The sequence below is a fragment of the Caulobacter sp. GW821-FHT11E10 genome (assembly GCF_058808375.1).
Window position 1 is genome coordinate 437,837 of the sequence record NZ_JBXARP010000001.1, and the last position, 15,661, is coordinate 453,497.

13 protein-coding genes and 1 tRNA gene are annotated in these 15,661 nt (G+C 70.0%); 4 read left to right on the forward strand and 10 right to left on the reverse strand.

The genetic code is table 11. The annotated features are described in order from the left end of the window. Positions 1–21 precede the first annotated feature (21 nt). A complete protein-coding gene (locus AC1RRV_RS02055) occupies positions 22–948 on the reverse strand; it encodes an N-formylglutamate amidohydrolase (RefSeq protein WP_492857910.1) in 927 nt (308 codons plus the stop codon). 166 nt (positions 949–1,114) lie between these two features. On the opposite strand from AC1RRV_RS02055, the gene cpdR reads away from it, so the two are divergent. Together cpdR and AC1RRV_RS02065 are read left to right on the forward strand one after the other, a co-directional pair. After that, positions 1,115–1,471: a cell cycle two-component system response regulator CpdR gene (gene cpdR, locus AC1RRV_RS02060; RefSeq protein ID WP_004616083.1), complete on the forward strand. Its 357-nt coding sequence runs from the start codon at positions 1,115–1,117 to the stop codon at positions 1,469–1,471. A gap of 112 nt (positions 1,472–1,583) precedes the next feature. Beyond that, positions 1,584–1,658 (forward strand) — tRNA-Val (locus AC1RRV_RS02065). 26 nt (positions 1,659–1,684) lie between these two features. Here the strand turns inward: AC1RRV_RS02065 and AC1RRV_RS02070 are convergent. Together AC1RRV_RS02070 and AC1RRV_RS02075 are read right to left on the reverse strand one after the other, a co-directional pair. Further along, positions 1,685–1,903 carry a DUF5961 family protein gene (locus AC1RRV_RS02070; protein ID WP_492857911.1) on the reverse strand — a complete coding sequence of 73 codons (219 nt, stop codon included), beginning with the start codon at positions 1,901–1,903 and terminating at the stop codon, positions 1,685–1,687. Between the two features lie 112 nt (positions 1,904–2,015). Next, positions 2,016–4,007: a M10 family metallopeptidase gene (locus AC1RRV_RS02075; protein ID WP_492857912.1), complete on the reverse strand. Its 1,992-nt coding sequence runs from the start codon at positions 4,005–4,007 to the stop codon at positions 2,016–2,018. 258 nt (positions 4,008–4,265) lie between these two features. Here AC1RRV_RS02075 and AC1RRV_RS02080 point away from each other — a divergent pair, with 258 nt between their 5' ends. Then, a complete protein-coding gene (locus AC1RRV_RS02080) occupies positions 4,266–5,498 on the forward strand; it encodes an OmpA family protein (protein ID WP_492857913.1) in 1,233 nt (410 codons plus the stop codon). Positions 5,499–5,966: 468 nt separating this feature from the next. Here the strand turns inward: AC1RRV_RS02080 and mnmC2 are convergent, their stop codons facing one another. From mnmC2 to motA, 3 genes are all read right to left on the reverse strand, one after another. Beyond that, positions 5,967–7,760 (reverse strand): tRNA (5-methylaminomethyl-2-thiouridine)(34)-methyltransferase MnmC2, encoded by a 1,794-nt coding sequence (gene mnmC2, locus AC1RRV_RS02085; RefSeq protein WP_492857914.1) that lies wholly within the window; start codon positions 7,758–7,760, stop codon positions 5,967–5,969. Between the two features lie 92 nt (positions 7,761–7,852). Beyond that, a complete protein-coding gene (locus AC1RRV_RS02090) occupies positions 7,853–8,179 on the reverse strand; it encodes a hypothetical protein (RefSeq protein WP_492857915.1) in 327 nt (108 codons plus the stop codon). A 133-nt stretch (positions 8,180–8,312) separates the two neighbouring features. Beyond that, positions 8,313–9,179, reverse strand: coding sequence for a flagellar motor stator protein MotA (gene motA / locus AC1RRV_RS02095; protein WP_492857916.1), 867 nt, complete (start codon positions 9,177–9,179; stop codon positions 8,313–8,315). Positions 9,180–9,315: 136 nt separating this feature from the next. Here motA and AC1RRV_RS02100 point away from each other — a divergent pair, with 136 nt between their 5' ends. Continuing rightward, positions 9,316–10,629 carry an MFS transporter gene (locus AC1RRV_RS02100; RefSeq protein WP_492857917.1) on the forward strand — a complete coding sequence of 438 codons (1,314 nt, stop codon included), beginning with the start codon at positions 9,316–9,318 and terminating at the stop codon, positions 10,627–10,629. Positions 10,630–10,828: 199 nt separating this feature from the next. On the opposite strand, the gene fixK is transcribed toward AC1RRV_RS02100, so the two are convergent. From fixK to AC1RRV_RS02120, 4 genes are all read right to left on the reverse strand, one after another. Beyond that, positions 10,829–11,473 carry a transcriptional regulator FixK gene (gene fixK, locus AC1RRV_RS02105; RefSeq protein ID WP_492857918.1) on the reverse strand — a complete coding sequence of 215 codons (645 nt, stop codon included), beginning with the start codon at positions 11,471–11,473 and terminating at the stop codon, positions 10,829–10,831. Between the two features lie 118 nt (positions 11,474–11,591). Further along, positions 11,592–12,200, reverse strand: a complete 609-nt coding sequence (gene fixJ / locus AC1RRV_RS02110) for a response regulator FixJ (protein WP_492857919.1) — start codon at positions 12,198–12,200, stop codon at positions 11,592–11,594. After that, positions 12,193–13,668: a PAS domain S-box protein gene (locus AC1RRV_RS02115; RefSeq protein WP_492857920.1), complete on the reverse strand. Its 1,476-nt coding sequence runs from the start codon at positions 13,666–13,668 to the stop codon at positions 12,193–12,195. The genes fixJ and AC1RRV_RS02115 overlap by 8 nt, the downstream gene beginning before the upstream one ends. Positions 13,669–13,908: 240 nt before the next feature. After that, positions 13,909–15,492 carry an amino acid ABC transporter ATP-binding/permease protein gene (locus AC1RRV_RS02120; protein ID WP_492857921.1) on the reverse strand — a complete coding sequence of 528 codons (1,584 nt, stop codon included), beginning with the start codon at positions 15,490–15,492 and terminating at the stop codon, positions 13,909–13,911. Positions 15,493–15,661: the final 169 nt, after the last annotated feature.

Sequence of the window (15,661 nt, forward strand, 5' to 3'; positions counted from 1 at the left end):
CGGACCGGATGGGGCCTGCGCCTAGCGCAGCTCGCCCAAATCCATTGCGGCCAGGGCCCGGGTCAGAACCTCGGCGTCGCGGGTCAGCTTCCCCAGGCCCTCGGTGGGCTCGCGCGTCGTCTCGTTCATATAGAGCGCGCGGTTGATCTCGATCTGCAGGGCGTGGGTGCGCTTGGCCGGGCGCCCGTAGTGCTCGGTGGTGTAGCCGCCGGCATAGGGGGCGTTGCGCACGACGCGGTAGCCCAGGGTCTCCAGCTCGCGCTCGACCAGCCCCGTCAGCCGTGGCGAGCAGGCCGCGCCGAAACGGTCGCCCAGCACGATGTCGCACGGCCCGCCGCTCTTGGCCCGCTGGCCGCGCGCCGCCGCCGCCGGCATCGAGTGCCAGTCGATCAGGATGGCCGCCCCATGCGCCGCCCGCGCCGCCGCCAGCTGGCGGTCCAGCGCGTCGTGATAGGGGCGGTGGGCCAGCTCGACCCGGTTCTTGGCCTCGCCGAAGGTCAGCTTGCGGGCGTAGATCGGCCGGCCCTCGCCGGCGACCCGGGGAATGGTCCCCAGCCCCGCCGCCACCCGGGCCGAGCGGCCGCGGGCGTATTCGGGCAGGTCGCCGTCGAACATCGCCGGGTCCATCTCCCACGGCTCGCGATTGAGATCGACATAGGCGCGGGCGAAGCGGGCGCGGATCGTCCCGGCCCCCAGGAGCGGCGCCCCGGCGATGATCTGGTCGACGAAGGCGTCCTCCGAAGCGCGCAGGGTCTCGACGGGCAGGCGGGCGGCCGAGATCATGTCGGCGGGATAGACGTCACCCGAATGGGGCGAGGCGAAGACCAGGGCCGTGGGCGGCGGGGCCCCGGCCGGCGCGGCGCGCAGGACCTCGAACGCCGGGCCGCCGAACGTTTCCAGCGGCGCGGTCGCCAGCTCCTCCGTCGGGACAGGCCGCCAAGCGCTCATGCGTCATCATCGAAGTCTGACAGCGCCGGGTCAAACACCAATCAACAGGTGGCTCCCGGCTGGGCCCCATCCGTCCACAGCCGCGACGTTTAGGTTCATCCCCGATTAAAGGACAACAGGATAAGGTGCGTCTTCGATCGACGACTTTTCCGGACCCGAGACCTGAATGGCCCGCATCCTCCTCGCCGAAGACGATGATTCCCTCCGCGGCTTCCTGGCCCGCGCGCTCGAGCGCGCCGGCTTCGAGGTTCAGGCCTGCGCGGACGGCGAGGAAGCCGTCCAGCACCTTGAACATCCGTGGGACCTGCTGCTGACCGACATCGTCATGCCGGGCATGGACGGCATCGAGGTGGCCCGCCAGGCCGCCGCGCGCGATCCCTCCCTGCGCATCATGTTCATCACCGGTTTCGCCGCCGTCGCCCTCTCGGCCCAGGACCGCGCCCCGGCCGGCGCCAAGGTGCTGTCCAAGCCTGTCCACCTGCGCGACCTGGTCGCCGAGGTGGAAAAGATGATGGCCGCCTAAAAAACTTCGCCGAAACCGTATTGGGCGGCTTGCCTACGGGAAAAGCCGCCGCTATACCCCCACACCTTCCCGGCCGGGACGTCTTCTCGAAGACGGTTCGGCTCGCTTCGGCGGACGCGTAGCTCAGCGGGAGAGCACTACGTTGACATCGTAGGGGTCACAGGTTCAATCCCTGTCGCGTCCACCATTCCCTTCCTGAAAATCTGAAGACTTTCAGCCGCAAGGCGCCGTCTCGCCTGTCGCGGTGTCGATGCGGAAGCACTGCTCCTGCCCCGTCTCCACGTCGCGGACGATGAGGGTCAGCAGGTCCTCGTCATCCGGCCCGTGGGCGAAGTCCTCGGCGTAGGCGACGGCGGCGGCTTCGGGGCTGGGTTCCTCGAGCGTGCGAGCGTGGTGGCCGTGCAGGTGCGGGGCGCGGACGGTGTAGGGCATGGCGGTCTCCTGCCGTCAGAACGCGCCCGAGCCCAATAGGATTCAGCCCAAACGAAAAACGGCGGCGAGCCCGAGGCCCGCCGCCGCTGTGTTTCGTCCCGAAGCCCCGACCTCAGGTCAGGTTGTATTCCGGCTTGCCGTACAGGCCGATCATGTCGACGCCGTAGACATTGTCGGTGGCCATGATCGCGAAGAAGGCGTCGGCGGTCTTGGCGTAGAGGCCGATGTCGGCCTTCTCGGCCTCGGCCAGGAGCCAGCCGACCATGGCCGCCTTGGTCCCCTGGCCGTTGAGGCCGTCCTGGCCGTAGAGCGCGAAATAGTCGCTCCGGTGCAGGGTGGCGCCGTTCAGGGTGAGGGTGGCGTCCAGCAGCTCGGCGACCTTGGCGTCGGTCGGGGCCAGGCCGAAGATGGTCGTGTAGGCCTTCTTGGTGGCGTCGAACAACGACAGCGCGCCGTAGTTGGTCTGGAAGGCGGCCGAGCCCTCGCCCAGCTTGCCCAGATTGACCGAGAAGTTGATGTACCGGTTCTCGATGCTGAACGACTGGTAGTAGGCGCTGTTGAGGTTGTTCGGGTTCGTGCCGTCCGGCGACACCAGATAGTCCATGCCGGCCGTCGACGGGGTCTTGCCCGTGAAGAACTGGTAGGAGAGGGCGGCCACGGCGCTGGTCGAGATCGCCGCCTTGGTCACCGTGGTGATGGCGTCGGTATAGCTCGTCCCCGAGGCGATCGCGGCCGCCAGGGACTTGGTCATGGCCTCGGCGCCGGTCTTGAAGGTCTCCAGGCGCAGGATGTTCGACATGGCCAGGGCCACGCGGCTGTCGACCAGGGAGATGTTGCGGTCCGAGAACCTCAGGGTCTCGACCCCGACCACCGTGTCCGTGCCGTCGCGGCCGGAGGTGTTGTCCTTGACCGACCAGGCGCCGTTGGCGCCGGCGATAATGGCGTAGGACGAGGCCAAGCCCGTATAGACCGCGTCGTCGAGGCCCAGGCCGCCGTCGATGACGTCGTTGCCGGTGGCGCCGGTGATCCGGTTGGCGACGGCGTTGCCGTTGATCGTGTCGTTGCCCGTGCCGCCGATCGCGTTCTCGATCGTCGCGCCCATGGCGATGGTGACGTTGCCGGTCAGGCCGCCGACGCTGGAGAAGTAGCCCGAACGCAGGTCGATGGTCTGGGCGACCTTGTACCCCGAGAAGTCGAAGGTGTCGTTCCCACCGGCGTCCCAGGCGGCGAAGACCAGCTTGCTCGCGGTCGAGGTGGCGCTGAACCAGTCGCGGCCGGCGCTCGAATTGAAGCCGTAGGTCGTGTCGCCGGCGCGGGTGTTCATGTTGGCGCCGTACGCCTTCTGGGCGGCGGCGATGTCATCCAGCAGCGGGGCGGCGGCGTAGGCGCCGTTGAACGAGCCGCCGGTGTTGGACTCGCTGAAGTACGACATGATCGTGTACTGGCGGCTGTCCTCGTAATAGCCGGCGTCGGCCGCGTAGGTCGGCGAGGTCGAGCCCGAATCGTATTCCGACGGGTGGGCGATACCGATCGCGTGGCCCAGTTCGTGGGTCAGCACCATGCCGCCGTAGTTCGAGCTGGTCGGATTGCTGTTGTAGCCGAGCGTGGCGTTGATCCACACGTCGCCCAACTGGCTCGAGGACGAGGTGTCGCCCGGATAGTAGGCGAAGGCGGCCGCGCCCAGTTCGCCGGTGTTGTAGTTGCTGAACAGGATCGCGGCGTTGTTGCTGTAGGCCTCGTCGCCGTCACCGCCGGCCCCCACGCGGGTGAAGGTGATGTTGGCCACGTCCTCCCAGGCGTCCAGGGCCTTTTCAGCCTGGGCGATCTGGGCTGCGTTGAACCGCGAGAAGCCGCCGACGTCGCTGGGCATCCTGTTCGGCGCCGTCGAGCGGTAGGCGTAGGTGACGTTGAAGGCGGTTTCGAACAGCCCGCCCCAGCCCGGTTCGTCGCGCAGCAGCTGCATGGCCGCCTGATCGACCGTCAGGCTGGGCTTGCCGGCCACGACCCCGGTGCGGGAATCGGCGTTGACGAAGGCGTGGGGGTCTTCTCCGCCGGTGATGGCATCAAATTCCGGGCGAGTTTCGATGTAGGTTTCAGTACTCACGGCCATACTCCACTCGCCCCACGCAAGAAGTATGGGCTGTACTGAATTTCCCTGCAATCTCGGCTATTTGCGACAAGTGCGCACAGTCTTCCGGCCAAGCTAAGCTTGACCGCATCGTGGCGCTGATCGCCACAATTTTCACAGTTGACCGCTCGTTGTGGCTCATTGGCAACACCCAAATCCGTCCACGGCGCGTTTGTCGTGCTGGTCCCGGGGAACGTGTCGGGCCTACGACATTCGTATGAAGAGGGTTTAGAAATGAATATGCGGTTGCTGGTCGGCGTCGCGGCGGTTGCGCTCGGCGCTGCCTCTGGCGCTTCGGCCCAAAGCGCTTTGAGCGGCTGGTATGTCGCGGGTGACGTCGGCTATCACGAGCCTGCGGACGTCAAAGCCACCTCCACCAACAACTATCAATGGAACTTCTCCGGCGATAAGGACTGGGCGGGCTTCGCGCGCCTGGGCTACAAGCTGTCGCCGAACTGGCGCGTGGAAGCCGAGTACGGCTATCGCCCCAGTGACATGCAAAGCGTGCGCGGCGTCGGCGCCGTGGGCGTCACCGGCGGTGGCGCGGGCGGTCAACCGGTCGGGCTCTGCACCGCCGGCGTCGGCCGCACCTCGGCCAGCCCGATCTGCGGCGAGCCCGTCGGCACGTTCAAGGCCACCACCCTGATGGCCAATGTCCTGTTCGACATGGCTCCTGAGTCGCGCCTGAACCCGTTCATCGGCGCCGGCGTCGGTACGGCCTGGGTGCACAACAAGGTCTATGGCCAGCTGTCGGGTGTCCCGGCCGGCGCGGCCATCTTCCAGAACACCAGCTTCGACGACGTCGACCAGGCGATGGCCATGCAGGGCCTGATCGGCCTGGCGTGGAATTTCGCCGACAACTGGTCGATGGACCTGACGGGCCGCTACCTGCGCACCACCAAGCTCGACTGGGGCTCGGTGACCCAGAACGCCGGCCCGCCCGGTGGCAACATCACGGACGTCGGCACGTTCTCGGGCCGCTACAAGGACACCTCGGTGACCCTGGGCCTGCGCTACACCTTCGGGTCGCCGCCGCCCCCGCCGCCGCCTCCCCCGCCGCCGCCGCCTCCGCCCCCGCCGCCTCCCCCGCCGCCGCCTCCGCCGCCCCCGCCGCCGGCTGCTCCGGCCTACGAGGCGCGTGAGTTCGTGGTCTACTTCCCGTTCGATCAGTACGTGCTGACGCCGGAAGCCCAGGCCGTGGTCCAGCAGGCCGCCGAATACGCCAAGGGCGGTAGCGCGACCAAGATCGTGGTGACGGGTCACACCGACACCTCGGGCTCGAACGCCTACAACCAGAAGCTCTCGGAACGTCGCGGTAAGGCCGTGGCCGATGGCCTGGTCAGCATGGGCGTCAACGCCACCTCGCTGTCGGTCGACTGGAAGGGTGAAACCGCTCCGGCCGTCGCCACCGGCGATGGCGTCAAGGAGCCGCTGAACCGCCGCTCGACGGTCTCGATCAACTTCTAACTCGATCGACGATCAAAGGGATCAGGGGCTGGCCTTCGGGCCGGCCCCTTTTTCTTTGGGCGGGACAGGTCGAACCTAGAGTCACCCGACACCGGCGCCAATCCGCCGCCTTCCTGGGCCTTGTGCCCAGGATCCCTGTGTCAGCATCAGCTGAATAGGGTTGAGTTCAGGGCCTTTCGGCTTCGCGAGCCCAGAGGCTCCGCACCCGCCTCAGGCATGGGTCCTGGGCACAAGGCCCAGGAAGGCGGGAGATTCTGGTCTGAGGTGAGCGCGATATTCCGCTGACCGAAAGCGCGTCCTGAAACGGAAAGACGCTCCCGATGGGGCGTCGGGAGCGTCCAATCCGGCGGGCCAAGAGGGCGGCGGACCGCCGTCACGGGACCGACCTAAGGGGTGTCGGCCTCACGTGGGAAGGAACGCCCGCAGCGCTGAACTGGTCGCCTCGGACACTCCGATAACCACGTTCGACTATACGCCGATACCCCTCTCGGGCGAGTCGAAACGGCTCAGTTCGACGGGGTGCGACAATTGGCGCGGGAGGGGCGAGGGCAGGTCCAGGGCCTGGGCGACCAGGTGCTCGGCCAGCAACGGCGCCAGGCAGAAGCCGCGCGATCCCAGGCCTGTCAAAACCAGCACGCCGTCGTCGCGGACGCCGACCAGGGGCATTCGGTCGGGTGTGGTGGCGCGGATCGCCGCGCGGCCTTCGAGGTCTCTCCCTGTCAGCCGCTGGGCCAGGTCCGGCAGGGCCTTGGCGAGGGTTTCGAGGTTGCGGGCATGGTCGCCGGCACGAACCTCGGTGGCGGTCTCGCCCCGGTCGTGGGTGGCGCCGAACAGCACGCCCGAGCGCGTCGGGACCGCATAGCCCCCAAAAGCCACGGGCGGCGTGGCGACGCCTTCGGCCCAACTGGCCTGGCCGCGCACGGGCTTCAGGACGACGTTCGCAAGCGCGCCGGTCGCCGCGCCGCCGGCCAGGGCGACGCGGTCGGCCCGGGCGATCACCGCGCCCGCCTCGTCGACCAGGACCCAGCCCTCGCCGGCGCGATCCAGGCGGGCGACCCGGCGGCGCACGATCTCGCCGGTCCAGGCGGCGGTGACCACGGGCGGCTCGATGACCAGGCTGGCGCCCATGGCCAGGGCCGGGGTCGCGGCGCCCACCCGGGCGGCGGTCTGGTCCGGATCCAGCGCCGACATCGCGCCGGGCTCGAACAGGTCCTGGCGGGCGATGGTCGCGAAGCGGTTCGCGTCGCGCTCGGTGGTGGCCAGCTGGACGACGTCGCGGGCGATCACCGCGCCGGGCTCGGCTTCATAGAGCGTGACGGCGCGGGCGAAGGCCTGGGCGTACAGCGCCGCGCGCGGGCCGCCGCCGGCGTCGAGGGCCGGCGTGACCAGAGCGGCCGGATTGCCCGAGGCCGCGACGCCCTCCGGATCGTCGACGACGATGACGTCCAGCCCCTGGGCCTGGGCGGCGCGGGCCAGGGCGGCGCCGGCTATCCCCCCACCGATGATGGCGAGGCTCCGGGGACGCGGCTTGGTTTCACGCCCCCCTGGCAGCCAGGCCTCCAGCCGCTCGCGCTTGCGGCCGAAGCCGGGGCGCTTGGCGATCTCGAAGCCGGCCGCCTCCAGGCCGCGCCGCACGGCCCCGGCCACGGTGAAGGTCGCCGCGCGGGCCCCGGGCGCGGAGCGGGCGGCGACGGCGGCCAGCACCTCTTCGCGCCACATGGCCGGGTTCAGGGCGGGGGAGAAGCCGTCCAGGAACCAAGCGTCGGCCGCCCCGTCCCAGGCTTCCAGGGCCTCGACCACGTCCATGACGGCCAGGTCGAGCGTCGCGTCGAAGCCGGGCAGGTCGATGCGGTGAAAGCCCCGCGCGCGGCCGGGCCAGTGGTCCAGCAGCACCTGGGCCGCCTCCGCCAGCTCCGGCCAATGAGCCAGGATCCGGGCGGCCTCATCGCGGGCCAGCGGATGGGCCTCGATCGAGAAGATATGGAGCCGGCCTTCGGCGGGCTTCTCCCGTCGCCACAGGTCCAGCAGGGCGGCGATGTTGAGGCCCGAGCCGAACCCCAGCTCGCCGACCACGAGGTCCCGGTGTTCGGAAAAGCGCTCGGGCAGCCCGCAGCCGGCCAGGAACACCGCCCGCGTCTCGGCCAGGCCGTCGACGCTGGAGAAATAGACGTCGCCGTACAGGCTGGACTGCGGCAGGCCGTCCTCGCGCCAGACGAGCGGCGAGCCTGGCGGCGATCCGTCGGAAGGGTCGGTGGGGTCCATCGGCCTGCTAGAGCGCTCGCGGCTGGCTTCGGTCAACGAAAAAGGGCCGCCCGAGCGGGACGGCCCTTCGATCTTCCGATGGAGAGGAACGCTTAGTGAGCGGCCTTCTTCTCTTCCGGCTTGGCGGGTTCGGCCGGGGCCGAGGCGGGGGCCGAGGTCGCGCCCGTGGCGGCGGCGTCGGCGGCGGTGTCGGCGGGATCGGCCGGAGCGGCAGCCGCGTCGGCGGCGGCCTTGTTGGCGTCGGCGGCGGCCTGGTCCTTGGCGGCGGCGGCGTCGGTCACCGTGCTGGCGTCGGCGGCGGCGGCCTTGGCGGCTTCGCTGTCGTGGCCGGCCTCTTCCTTGTTACCGCAGGCGGCCAGCGACAGCGCCGAGACGGCGGCGCCGGCGATCAGGAGCTTGCGAAGCATGGTGGTGGTCATACGGTCTTCCCCTTGCGGCTGATCCGATCGCCTTGTCGACGACGGCTTTGCGCAGAAGGAATACCGGTTCGATAGCGCGCGCAAGTTACGAGGCGCTAACCTGGCGACGGGCGCGGCGCGCCGGGAGGTCGGACTATTCGTTCGGGATCTGCGACAGCGCCTCTTCCAGCTCCATGAAGCTGGGCTGCGAAGCGCTGGGCACGTTGCCGCGGCCGATCTCGACCGAGATCTGGGCGGCGTTACCGTGCAGGTGGGCGACCAGGACGGCCTGGATGATCTTGTAGAACGAGTGGTCCTCGTCCAGCACCGCGCCCAGGCGCGTGGCCATCGGGCCGACCAGGCCGTAGGCCATGAACACGCCCATGAACGTACCGACCAGGGCGCCGCCGATCATGCCGCCCAGGACGGCCGGCGGTTCGGTGATCGAGCCCATGGTCTTGATGACGCCCAGCACGGCGGCGACGATGCCCAGGGCGGGCAGGCCGTCCGACAGCTGCGTCAGGGCGTGGGCCGCCATGTGGGCTTCGTGGTGGTGCTTCTCGAGCTGCTTCTCCATCGCGTCCTCGACCTGGTGGGGATCCTCCAGGTTCATGGTCATCATCCGCAGGGTGTCGCAGATGAAGTCGACGGCGAAGTGGTCGTGGGAAATCTTGGGGTAGCGCGCGAAGATCGTGCTCTCGTGCGGCTTTTCGATGTGGGCTTCCAGGGCGATGACGCCCTTGGACTTCATCGTCTTGGTCAGCAGGAACAGCAGGCTGAGCAGGTCGCGATAGTCCTGGGCCTTCCACTTGGGGCCGGCGAAAATCTTGCCGAAGCCGCCCATGGTCGACTTGATCACGGTCATCGAGTTGGAAATCAGGAACGCGGCGACACCGGCGCCGCCGATGGCCATCAGTTCGTGCGGCGCGGCGTGAAGGATCACGTCCATCTTGCCGCCCGAGATGATGTACGAGCCGAACACCAGGCCGAAGAGCAGAACGATGCCGATGATCTGGAACATGGTGTTAGGCCGAACCCCGAGTTTGACGGCGCACTATCGCGGTTAATGATTAATCCAAGGTTCTCACACCTTTGACGGGCGCGCTGTGACCCGCGACACATTGCGCGCGCCTTCAGCCGGGTCTAACGGTTGTTTGATGACTGGGGAGACTCAAGAGGCTCGGGCCAACCGGAGCGCGTTCGTGATCCTCTTCGGCGTGTCCGTCGCGACCGCCCTGGGGAACACCGGCATGCTGTCCGTGCTGCCGGCGATCGGCCGCCAGATCGGCATCCCCGACGCCCTGGTCGCGGGCATTTTCTCGCTGTCGGCGGTGCTGTGGGCGGTCACCTCGCCATTCTGGGCCCGGCAGTCGGACCTGCGTGGCCGCAAGCCCCTGATCCTGCTGGGCCTGGCCGGTTTCAGCGTCTCGATGACCCTGTGCGCCATCGTCGTCTCCGCCGGCCTGCACCACCTGGCTCCGCCGATGGTGATCTTCGTGCTGTTCCTGCTGTGCCGCGCCCTGTTCGGCGGCTTCGGCTCGGCGGCTAATCCGGCCACCCAGGCCTATATGGCCGAGCGCACGACCCGCGAGGAGCGCACCCAGACCATGGCCACCCTGGCCGGGGCGTTCGGCCTGGGCACCGTGGTGGGACCGCTGCTGGCGCCGCTGTTCGTGCTGCCGATCGTCGGCCTGGCCGGACCGATGTTCGCCTTCGCGGCCCTGGCGGCCGGGATGATGGTCGTCGTCCATCGCGGCCTGCCCGAGACCTTCGTGCCCGGCCGCCGCGACACCCCGCCCCGTCGCGGTTTCGGCCTGCCCTGGCGCGGCGAGGGCGCGGCCCTCTGGAAGGACCCGCGCCTGAAGCCGTTCCTGATCTTCGGCTTCCTGGTCGCCTCGTGCCAGACGGCCCAGACCCAGACCCTGGGCTTCCTGATTATCGACAAGCTGGGCCTGGAGCCGGTCAAGGCCCAGGGTTTCATCACCCTGGCCATGGCGGCGGGCGCGGTGGCCGGGCTGCTGGCGCAGTGGGGCCTGATCCGCATGTTCCAGATGGGCCCGCGCGAGCTGATGCGCTGGGGCGTCGGCTGCGCGGCCCTGGGCAACCTCATCGTCGCCTTCGCCCCGGACTACGCGGCCGTCGCCATCGGCTACGCCATCGCCAGCCTGGGCTACGGCTTTGCCCGGCCGGGTTTCACGGCCGGCGCCTCGCTGTCGGTGGACGCCAAGGACCAGGCCGGAGCGGCGGGGGCGATCGCGGCCATCAACGGCCTGAATGTCGTGGTCGCGCCGTTGTTCGTGCTGCTCTACCAGCGCATCGGCTGGGGCCCGTTCGTGCTGAACGCCCTGATCCTGTCGGCGCTGGTGGTCTACGCCCTGCGCCAGGCCATGCTGAGCGCGGTCGACAAGGGCGGCGCGCGCGAGGAAGCGACCATCGCCGGGCTGGAGCGGAGCGACGAAGGGGGCGTTTAGGGGCTCGCCTGCGAAGCCCAAACTCCCGCCTTCCTAGGCCTTGTGCCTAGGACCCATCGTTCCGCCAGGTTCTGAGATTTCGAGAGTGCTCGGCAGTGTGGTCACACGCCTTGCGACGCCGCGCGAGCGTCGGCCTGGACCCTAGGCACAAGGCCTAGGGAGGCAGGGAGTTGGGGTTTCGGGTGAAAGCCTATGCGCCTCAGCCCACCATCCGTTCCAGCGCGCGCCGATCCTTCAGCACCACGTGCCGGACCGTCGGCAGAGCAATCAGGCCCTCGTCCTGCAGGCCGGTCAGGGTGCGCGACACCGTCTCGATGGTCAGGCCCAGATAGTCGGCCATGTCCTGGCGGCTCATCGGCACGTCCAGCTCGGCGTCGGCGTGGGTGCGCTCGGCGATGTCCAGCAGCAGCCCGACCACGCGCTCGGCGGCCGAGCGGCGGCCCAGCATCAGCACGTGGTCCTGGCTGCGCTGCAGGCTCTCGGTGGTGAGGCGGAACAAAGCGCGGGCCGCGTCGCAGCGCCGGGCCGCCAGCGCGCTGAGCGCGCTCCGGCGGATCATCCGGACGCTGGCGTCGGTCAGGGCCTCGGCGGTGATGCGGTGGGCCTCGCCCATCTCCAGGCCGAAATAGTCGCCGGCGAAATGGAACTCGTCGATCTGCCGGCGGCCATCGCGCAGGATGCGGTAGGTGCGCACCGCGCCCGAGATCACCTGGTAGACATAGGCCGCGGCCTCGCCCTCGCTGAAAATCTCCTCGTCGCGGGAAAAGCGCGGGCAGGCGGCGGGGATGGCGAGGACGGGATCAAACGCGATCGGGACGGCGTCGACGCGGAGGGGAGACAGCATGGAAAGACCCTTCTGTTGGTAGGGTCTTGCGCCTTTTTCCGTGTCGGCGAAATTCGGGAGCCGCGCCTAAGGAAACCCCCTTACGCGGGGATGCGGACGGGCGGACGGGGAGGCGGGATCAGCTCCCCCGCGCCGACAGGGTCATCCGCACCAGGGCCGCCAGATTGTCGGCCTGCATCTTGGTCATCAGCTTGGCGCGGTAGATCTCGACCGTGCGCGGACTGATGCCCAGCTCGCGGGCGATGACCTTGTTGGCGTGGCCGGCGACGACGCCGTCCAGCACCTGGCGCTCGCGTTCGGACAGGGTCTCCAGGCGGTGCAGGATGGCGGCCTGGTCGTCGGTGACCGGCGCGGCCTCGGGGGCCTTCATGGCGCGGCCCAGGGCGTCCAGCATCCGGGCTTCCGAGAACGGCTTCTCGATGAAGTCGACCACGCCCGAGCGCATGGCCTCGACCGCCATCGGGATGTCGCCGTGACCGGTGATCATGATGATCGGCATGCGCACCTTCAGGGCGGCCAGCCGGGCGACCAGCTCCTGGCCGCTCATCTCGGGCATGCGCACGTCGGTGACCACCACCCCGGGCTTGATCCCCGGCAGGGCGTCGAGGAAGGCCGGCGCGCTGGCATAGGCCACGACCTCGAAGTCGGCGGACTCCAGCAGGAAGGCCAGGGACTCGCGGGCGCTTTCGTCGTCGTCGACCACATGCACGACGTGAGCCTCAGTCATCGACGGTCTCCTTTTGATCGGCGGGCGGCAGGGTGAAGCGGAACAGGGCCCCGCCGCCGGGATTGGCCTCGGCCCAGATGCGCCCGCCGTGCGCCTCGATGATCGAGCGCGAGATCGACAGGCCCACCCCCATGCCCTGCGGCTTGGTGGTCATGAAGGGCTGGAACAGGCGGTCGCGCACGTCGTCGGCGATGCCGGGACCATTGTCGGCGACGCTGACCCGCGCCCAGCCTTCCTCGGTGACCTCGCTGGTGATCACCAGGGCCTTGCGGCGGACGCCTTGCTCCTGCATGGCGTCGATGCCGTTGCGGATCAGGTTCAGCAGCACCTGCTGCACCTGGACCCGGTCGGCGAACACCGCGTCGGCGGCCGGGTCCAGCGACAGGCGCACGTCGACCTGGCGGTCCTTCTCGCCGATCAGGGCCAGGGCGCTGGCCTCCTCGATCAGCTTGGACAGGCTCTCGGCCGCGCGCTCGCTGGCCCCCCGGCGCACGAAGTCACGCATGCGGTGGATGACGTCGCCAGCCCGCAGGGCCTGGGTGGCGGCCTTGTCGATGGCCTCGCGCACCTTGGCCTGGTCGGCCTCGCGGCCTCGGTCAATCAGGCGGCGCGAGCCGGTCAGCAGGTTGGCGATCGCCGACAGCGGCTGGTTCAGCTCGTGGGCCAGGGTCGAGGCCATCTCGCCCATGGCCGTCAGGCGCGAGACATGGACCAGCTCGTTCTGCAGCTCCTGCAGGCGGGTCTCGGTCTCCTGGGTCTCGGTCAGGTCGCGGATGAAGCCGGTATAGGAAGGCACGGCCCCCTTGGTCTCGCCGACCGCCAGCTCCATCGGGAAGGTCGAGCCGTCCTTGCGCTGGCCCACCACGACGCGGCCGGCGCCGATGATCCGCTTCTCGCCGGTGCGGTGGTAGCGCTGGATGTAGCCGTCGTGGGCGGCCTTGTGCGGCTCGGGCATCAGCAGGCTGACATTGCGGCCCAGCACCTCGGCGGGCGTCCAGCCGAACATCCGCTGGGCAGCGGGGCTGAACGAGGTCATGGCGCCGTCGCGGTCGATGACCACCACGCCGTCGGGCACGGTGTCGAGGATCGAGCGCAGGTGGTCGTTGATCGCCGCCGCCCGTCGCCGCGCGGCGTGGAACCAGCCGCCGCCGATGGCCATGCCGAAGCCGACCGACAGGAAGATCGCCGCCGACAGGCCGCTGACCAGGTCGAACGGGATGTCGCGCGTCACCCACCAGACCGTGCCCCAGGCGAAGGTGGTGGCGAAGATCCCCGGAGCCAGGCCGCCCAGGGCCGCGCTGACCAGCACGGCCGGCACGAACAGCAGGAACGAGGACGGGGCGGTGAAGGCCTCGGGCAGGTACAGCCGCGCCACCGCCGTCGCCATCACGGCCGCGAAGGCCGCCAGATAGGCGGTGGGGTGCGGATCGCTGAACAGGGTCGAGGACAGGCCCCGGGCCGGCTTCATGGGCGCTCAAGAGCTACGGACTTGATAGGCCCTTATAGCCGCCGGGGTTTGAGGCAGGTCAAGGCGCGGTCACTGCGTAGGGGGTAGGCTGGACGGTTTGCGACCCGGGGTTGGGAAGTTTGGATGAGGGGCCTTCAGGTCCTCAGCATCAAACCCCGTGTCATCCCGGAAGCCTCGCAGAGGCTATCCGGGACCCAGGGGCCAAGCGCGTTGCGGCGACCCCTGGGTCCCGGCTCTGCGCTACGCTTCGGCCGGGATGACACGGTTTTTGTCGTTCTGGGCGGCCATCTCCACGCGTCGCCCGCACACCGCCGCCGGCGCCGCGCGGTGGCTGACCAGCACCAGGCCTTGGCCGGTGCGCGCCAGGCGACGGTCCAGCCTTTCCACCACCAGCGCCTCGGTGGCGGCGTCCAGACCTTCGGTCGGCTCGTCCAGCAGCAGCCACGGCGCGTTGCGCAGATAGGCTCGGGCCAGGGCCAGCCGCCGCCGCTCGCCGCCGGACAGTCGTTCGCCGTCGTCGCCGAGCCAGGCGCCAAGGCCCTTGGGCGCGGCGCGGACGCGGTCGGCGAGGGCGGCGTCCTCCAGGACCGTCCAGAGCTGGTCGTCGGTCGCCCGGGGCGCGGCCAGGCGGAGGTTGTCGCGCACCGTGCCGGCGACCAGACCCGCGTCCTGAGGCAGCCACGAGAAGGCGGCGCGAGGCAGGGGCGGGGCCTCGCCGCGCAAGCCCAGCAGGGTCTCGACGGCGGTGGTCTTGCCGCAGCCGGATGGGCCGACGACGGCCAGGCGTTCGCCCGGCGCGAGGGTCTGGCCGAGCAGGTTCAGGACGGGCGGGCCGTCGGCCGGAAGTTCGGCGGTGTGCGGACGATGGCGCAGGATCTCGTCCAGCCGGTCGCGCGCCTCCCGCGCCGCCCCGTCCTGGTCGAAGGCGTGGGCGAGGCCGGTCAGGGCGTCCACGCTCATGGCGGCGGCCAGGCCCGCCAGCGCGGCGAGCGGAGCGCCCGTCGGGGCGGCGTAGGCCACGGCGGCGGCGACCGCCAGGCCCAGGATGATGGCCTGGCTGGCCACCACCAGCCCCAGGGCCCGGGCGGCGTCCAGGCGGGCGGCGTCGAGTTCGGCGGCTTTAGCGTTCAGGGTCTCGCCGGCCCAGGCGTCCAGGCCGTAGGCGCGCAGTTCGGCCGAGGCGGCGACCAGCGCGGCGGTGGTCTCCTTCAGCGCCCCGACCCTGGCCTGGACGGCGGCGCGGGCGGGGGTGGAGAAGCGCCGGGCCAGGGCGCGGGCGGCCAGGATAGCGGCGATGGCGGCGACCAGGATGACCAGGGCCGGGGCCCAGCCGGCCAGGACGGCGAGGGCGATCCCTGATCCCAGGCCGGCGACCGCGCTCCACGGCGCGGAGAGGCGGACGAAGCGGGTCTCGATGGCGTCAACGTCCTGCACCAGTCGAGCCGAGGCCTCGCCGCGCGACAGGGCCAGGGACTGGGCGGGCGGCGCGGCGGCCAGGCTCTCGAACACGGCCGGGCGGATGGCCGCGAGGGCGCGCAGGGCGGCGGCGTGACCGGACAGGCGCTCGCCGTAGCGGGCGGCGGTGCGCAGTATGGCCAGCAGGCGGATCATGGCGCTGGGCAGCAGCACGTTGAAGGCGTGGGCGCTCGCCAGCCCCGCGGCGCCGGCGATGGCGCTGGCGACGATGAACCAGCCCGACAGGCCCAGCAGCAGGGTCGAGGCCGCCCCGACCGTGACGGCGCTCAGGATCGCCAGCCGCAGCGCCCCGGCGCGCTCGCGCTTCTGGGCGCGGATGAGGGTGTCGAGGGGGCTGTTGGAATTCAACCGACCGCTCCCTCTTGATCCGTCATTCCCGCCCTTGTGGCGGGAACCCCTGGTTCAGCTGACACGTGAGACGCAAGCGAACCGCCAGCGGTTCGCCCCTCCCGCACCTGCGGCGGCCAGAGGGGTTCCCGCCACAGGGGCGGGAATGACGAGAGTTTTGAGGGGAAGG

Coding starts and splice junctions, on each gene's coding strand:
- AC1RRV_RS02055 (WP_492857910.1), bottom strand. CDS start 948: ATGAGCGCTTGGCGGCCTGTCCCGACGGAGGAGCTGGCGACCGCGCCG.
- cpdR (WP_004616083.1), top strand. CDS start 1,115: ATGGCCCGCATCCTCCTCGCCGAAGACGATGATTCCCTCCGCGGCTTC.
- AC1RRV_RS02070 (WP_492857911.1), bottom strand. CDS start 1,903: ATGCCCTACACCGTCCGCGCCCCGCACCTGCACGGCCACCACGCTCGC.
- AC1RRV_RS02080 (WP_492857913.1), top strand. CDS start 4,266: ATGAATATGCGGTTGCTGGTCGGCGTCGCGGCGGTTGCGCTCGGCGCT.
- mnmC2 (WP_492857914.1), bottom strand. CDS start 7,760: ATGGACCCCACCGACCCTTCCGACGGATCGCCGCCAGGCTCGCCGCTC.
- AC1RRV_RS02090 (WP_492857915.1), bottom strand. CDS start 8,179: ATGACCACCACCATGCTTCGCAAGCTCCTGATCGCCGGCGCCGCCGTC.
- motA (WP_492857916.1), bottom strand. CDS start 9,179: ATGTTCCAGATCATCGGCATCGTTCTGCTCTTCGGCCTGGTGTTCGGC.
- AC1RRV_RS02100 (WP_492857917.1), top strand. CDS start 9,316: ATGACTGGGGAGACTCAAGAGGCTCGGGCCAACCGGAGCGCGTTCGTG.
- fixK (WP_492857918.1), bottom strand. CDS start 11,473: ATGCTGTCTCCCCTCCGCGTCGACGCCGTCCCGATCGCGTTTGATCCC.
- fixJ (WP_492857919.1), bottom strand. CDS start 12,200: ATGACTGAGGCTCACGTCGTGCATGTGGTCGACGACGACGAAAGCGCC.
- AC1RRV_RS02115 (WP_492857920.1), bottom strand. CDS start 13,668: ATGAAGCCGGCCCGGGGCCTGTCCTCGACCCTGTTCAGCGATCCGCAC.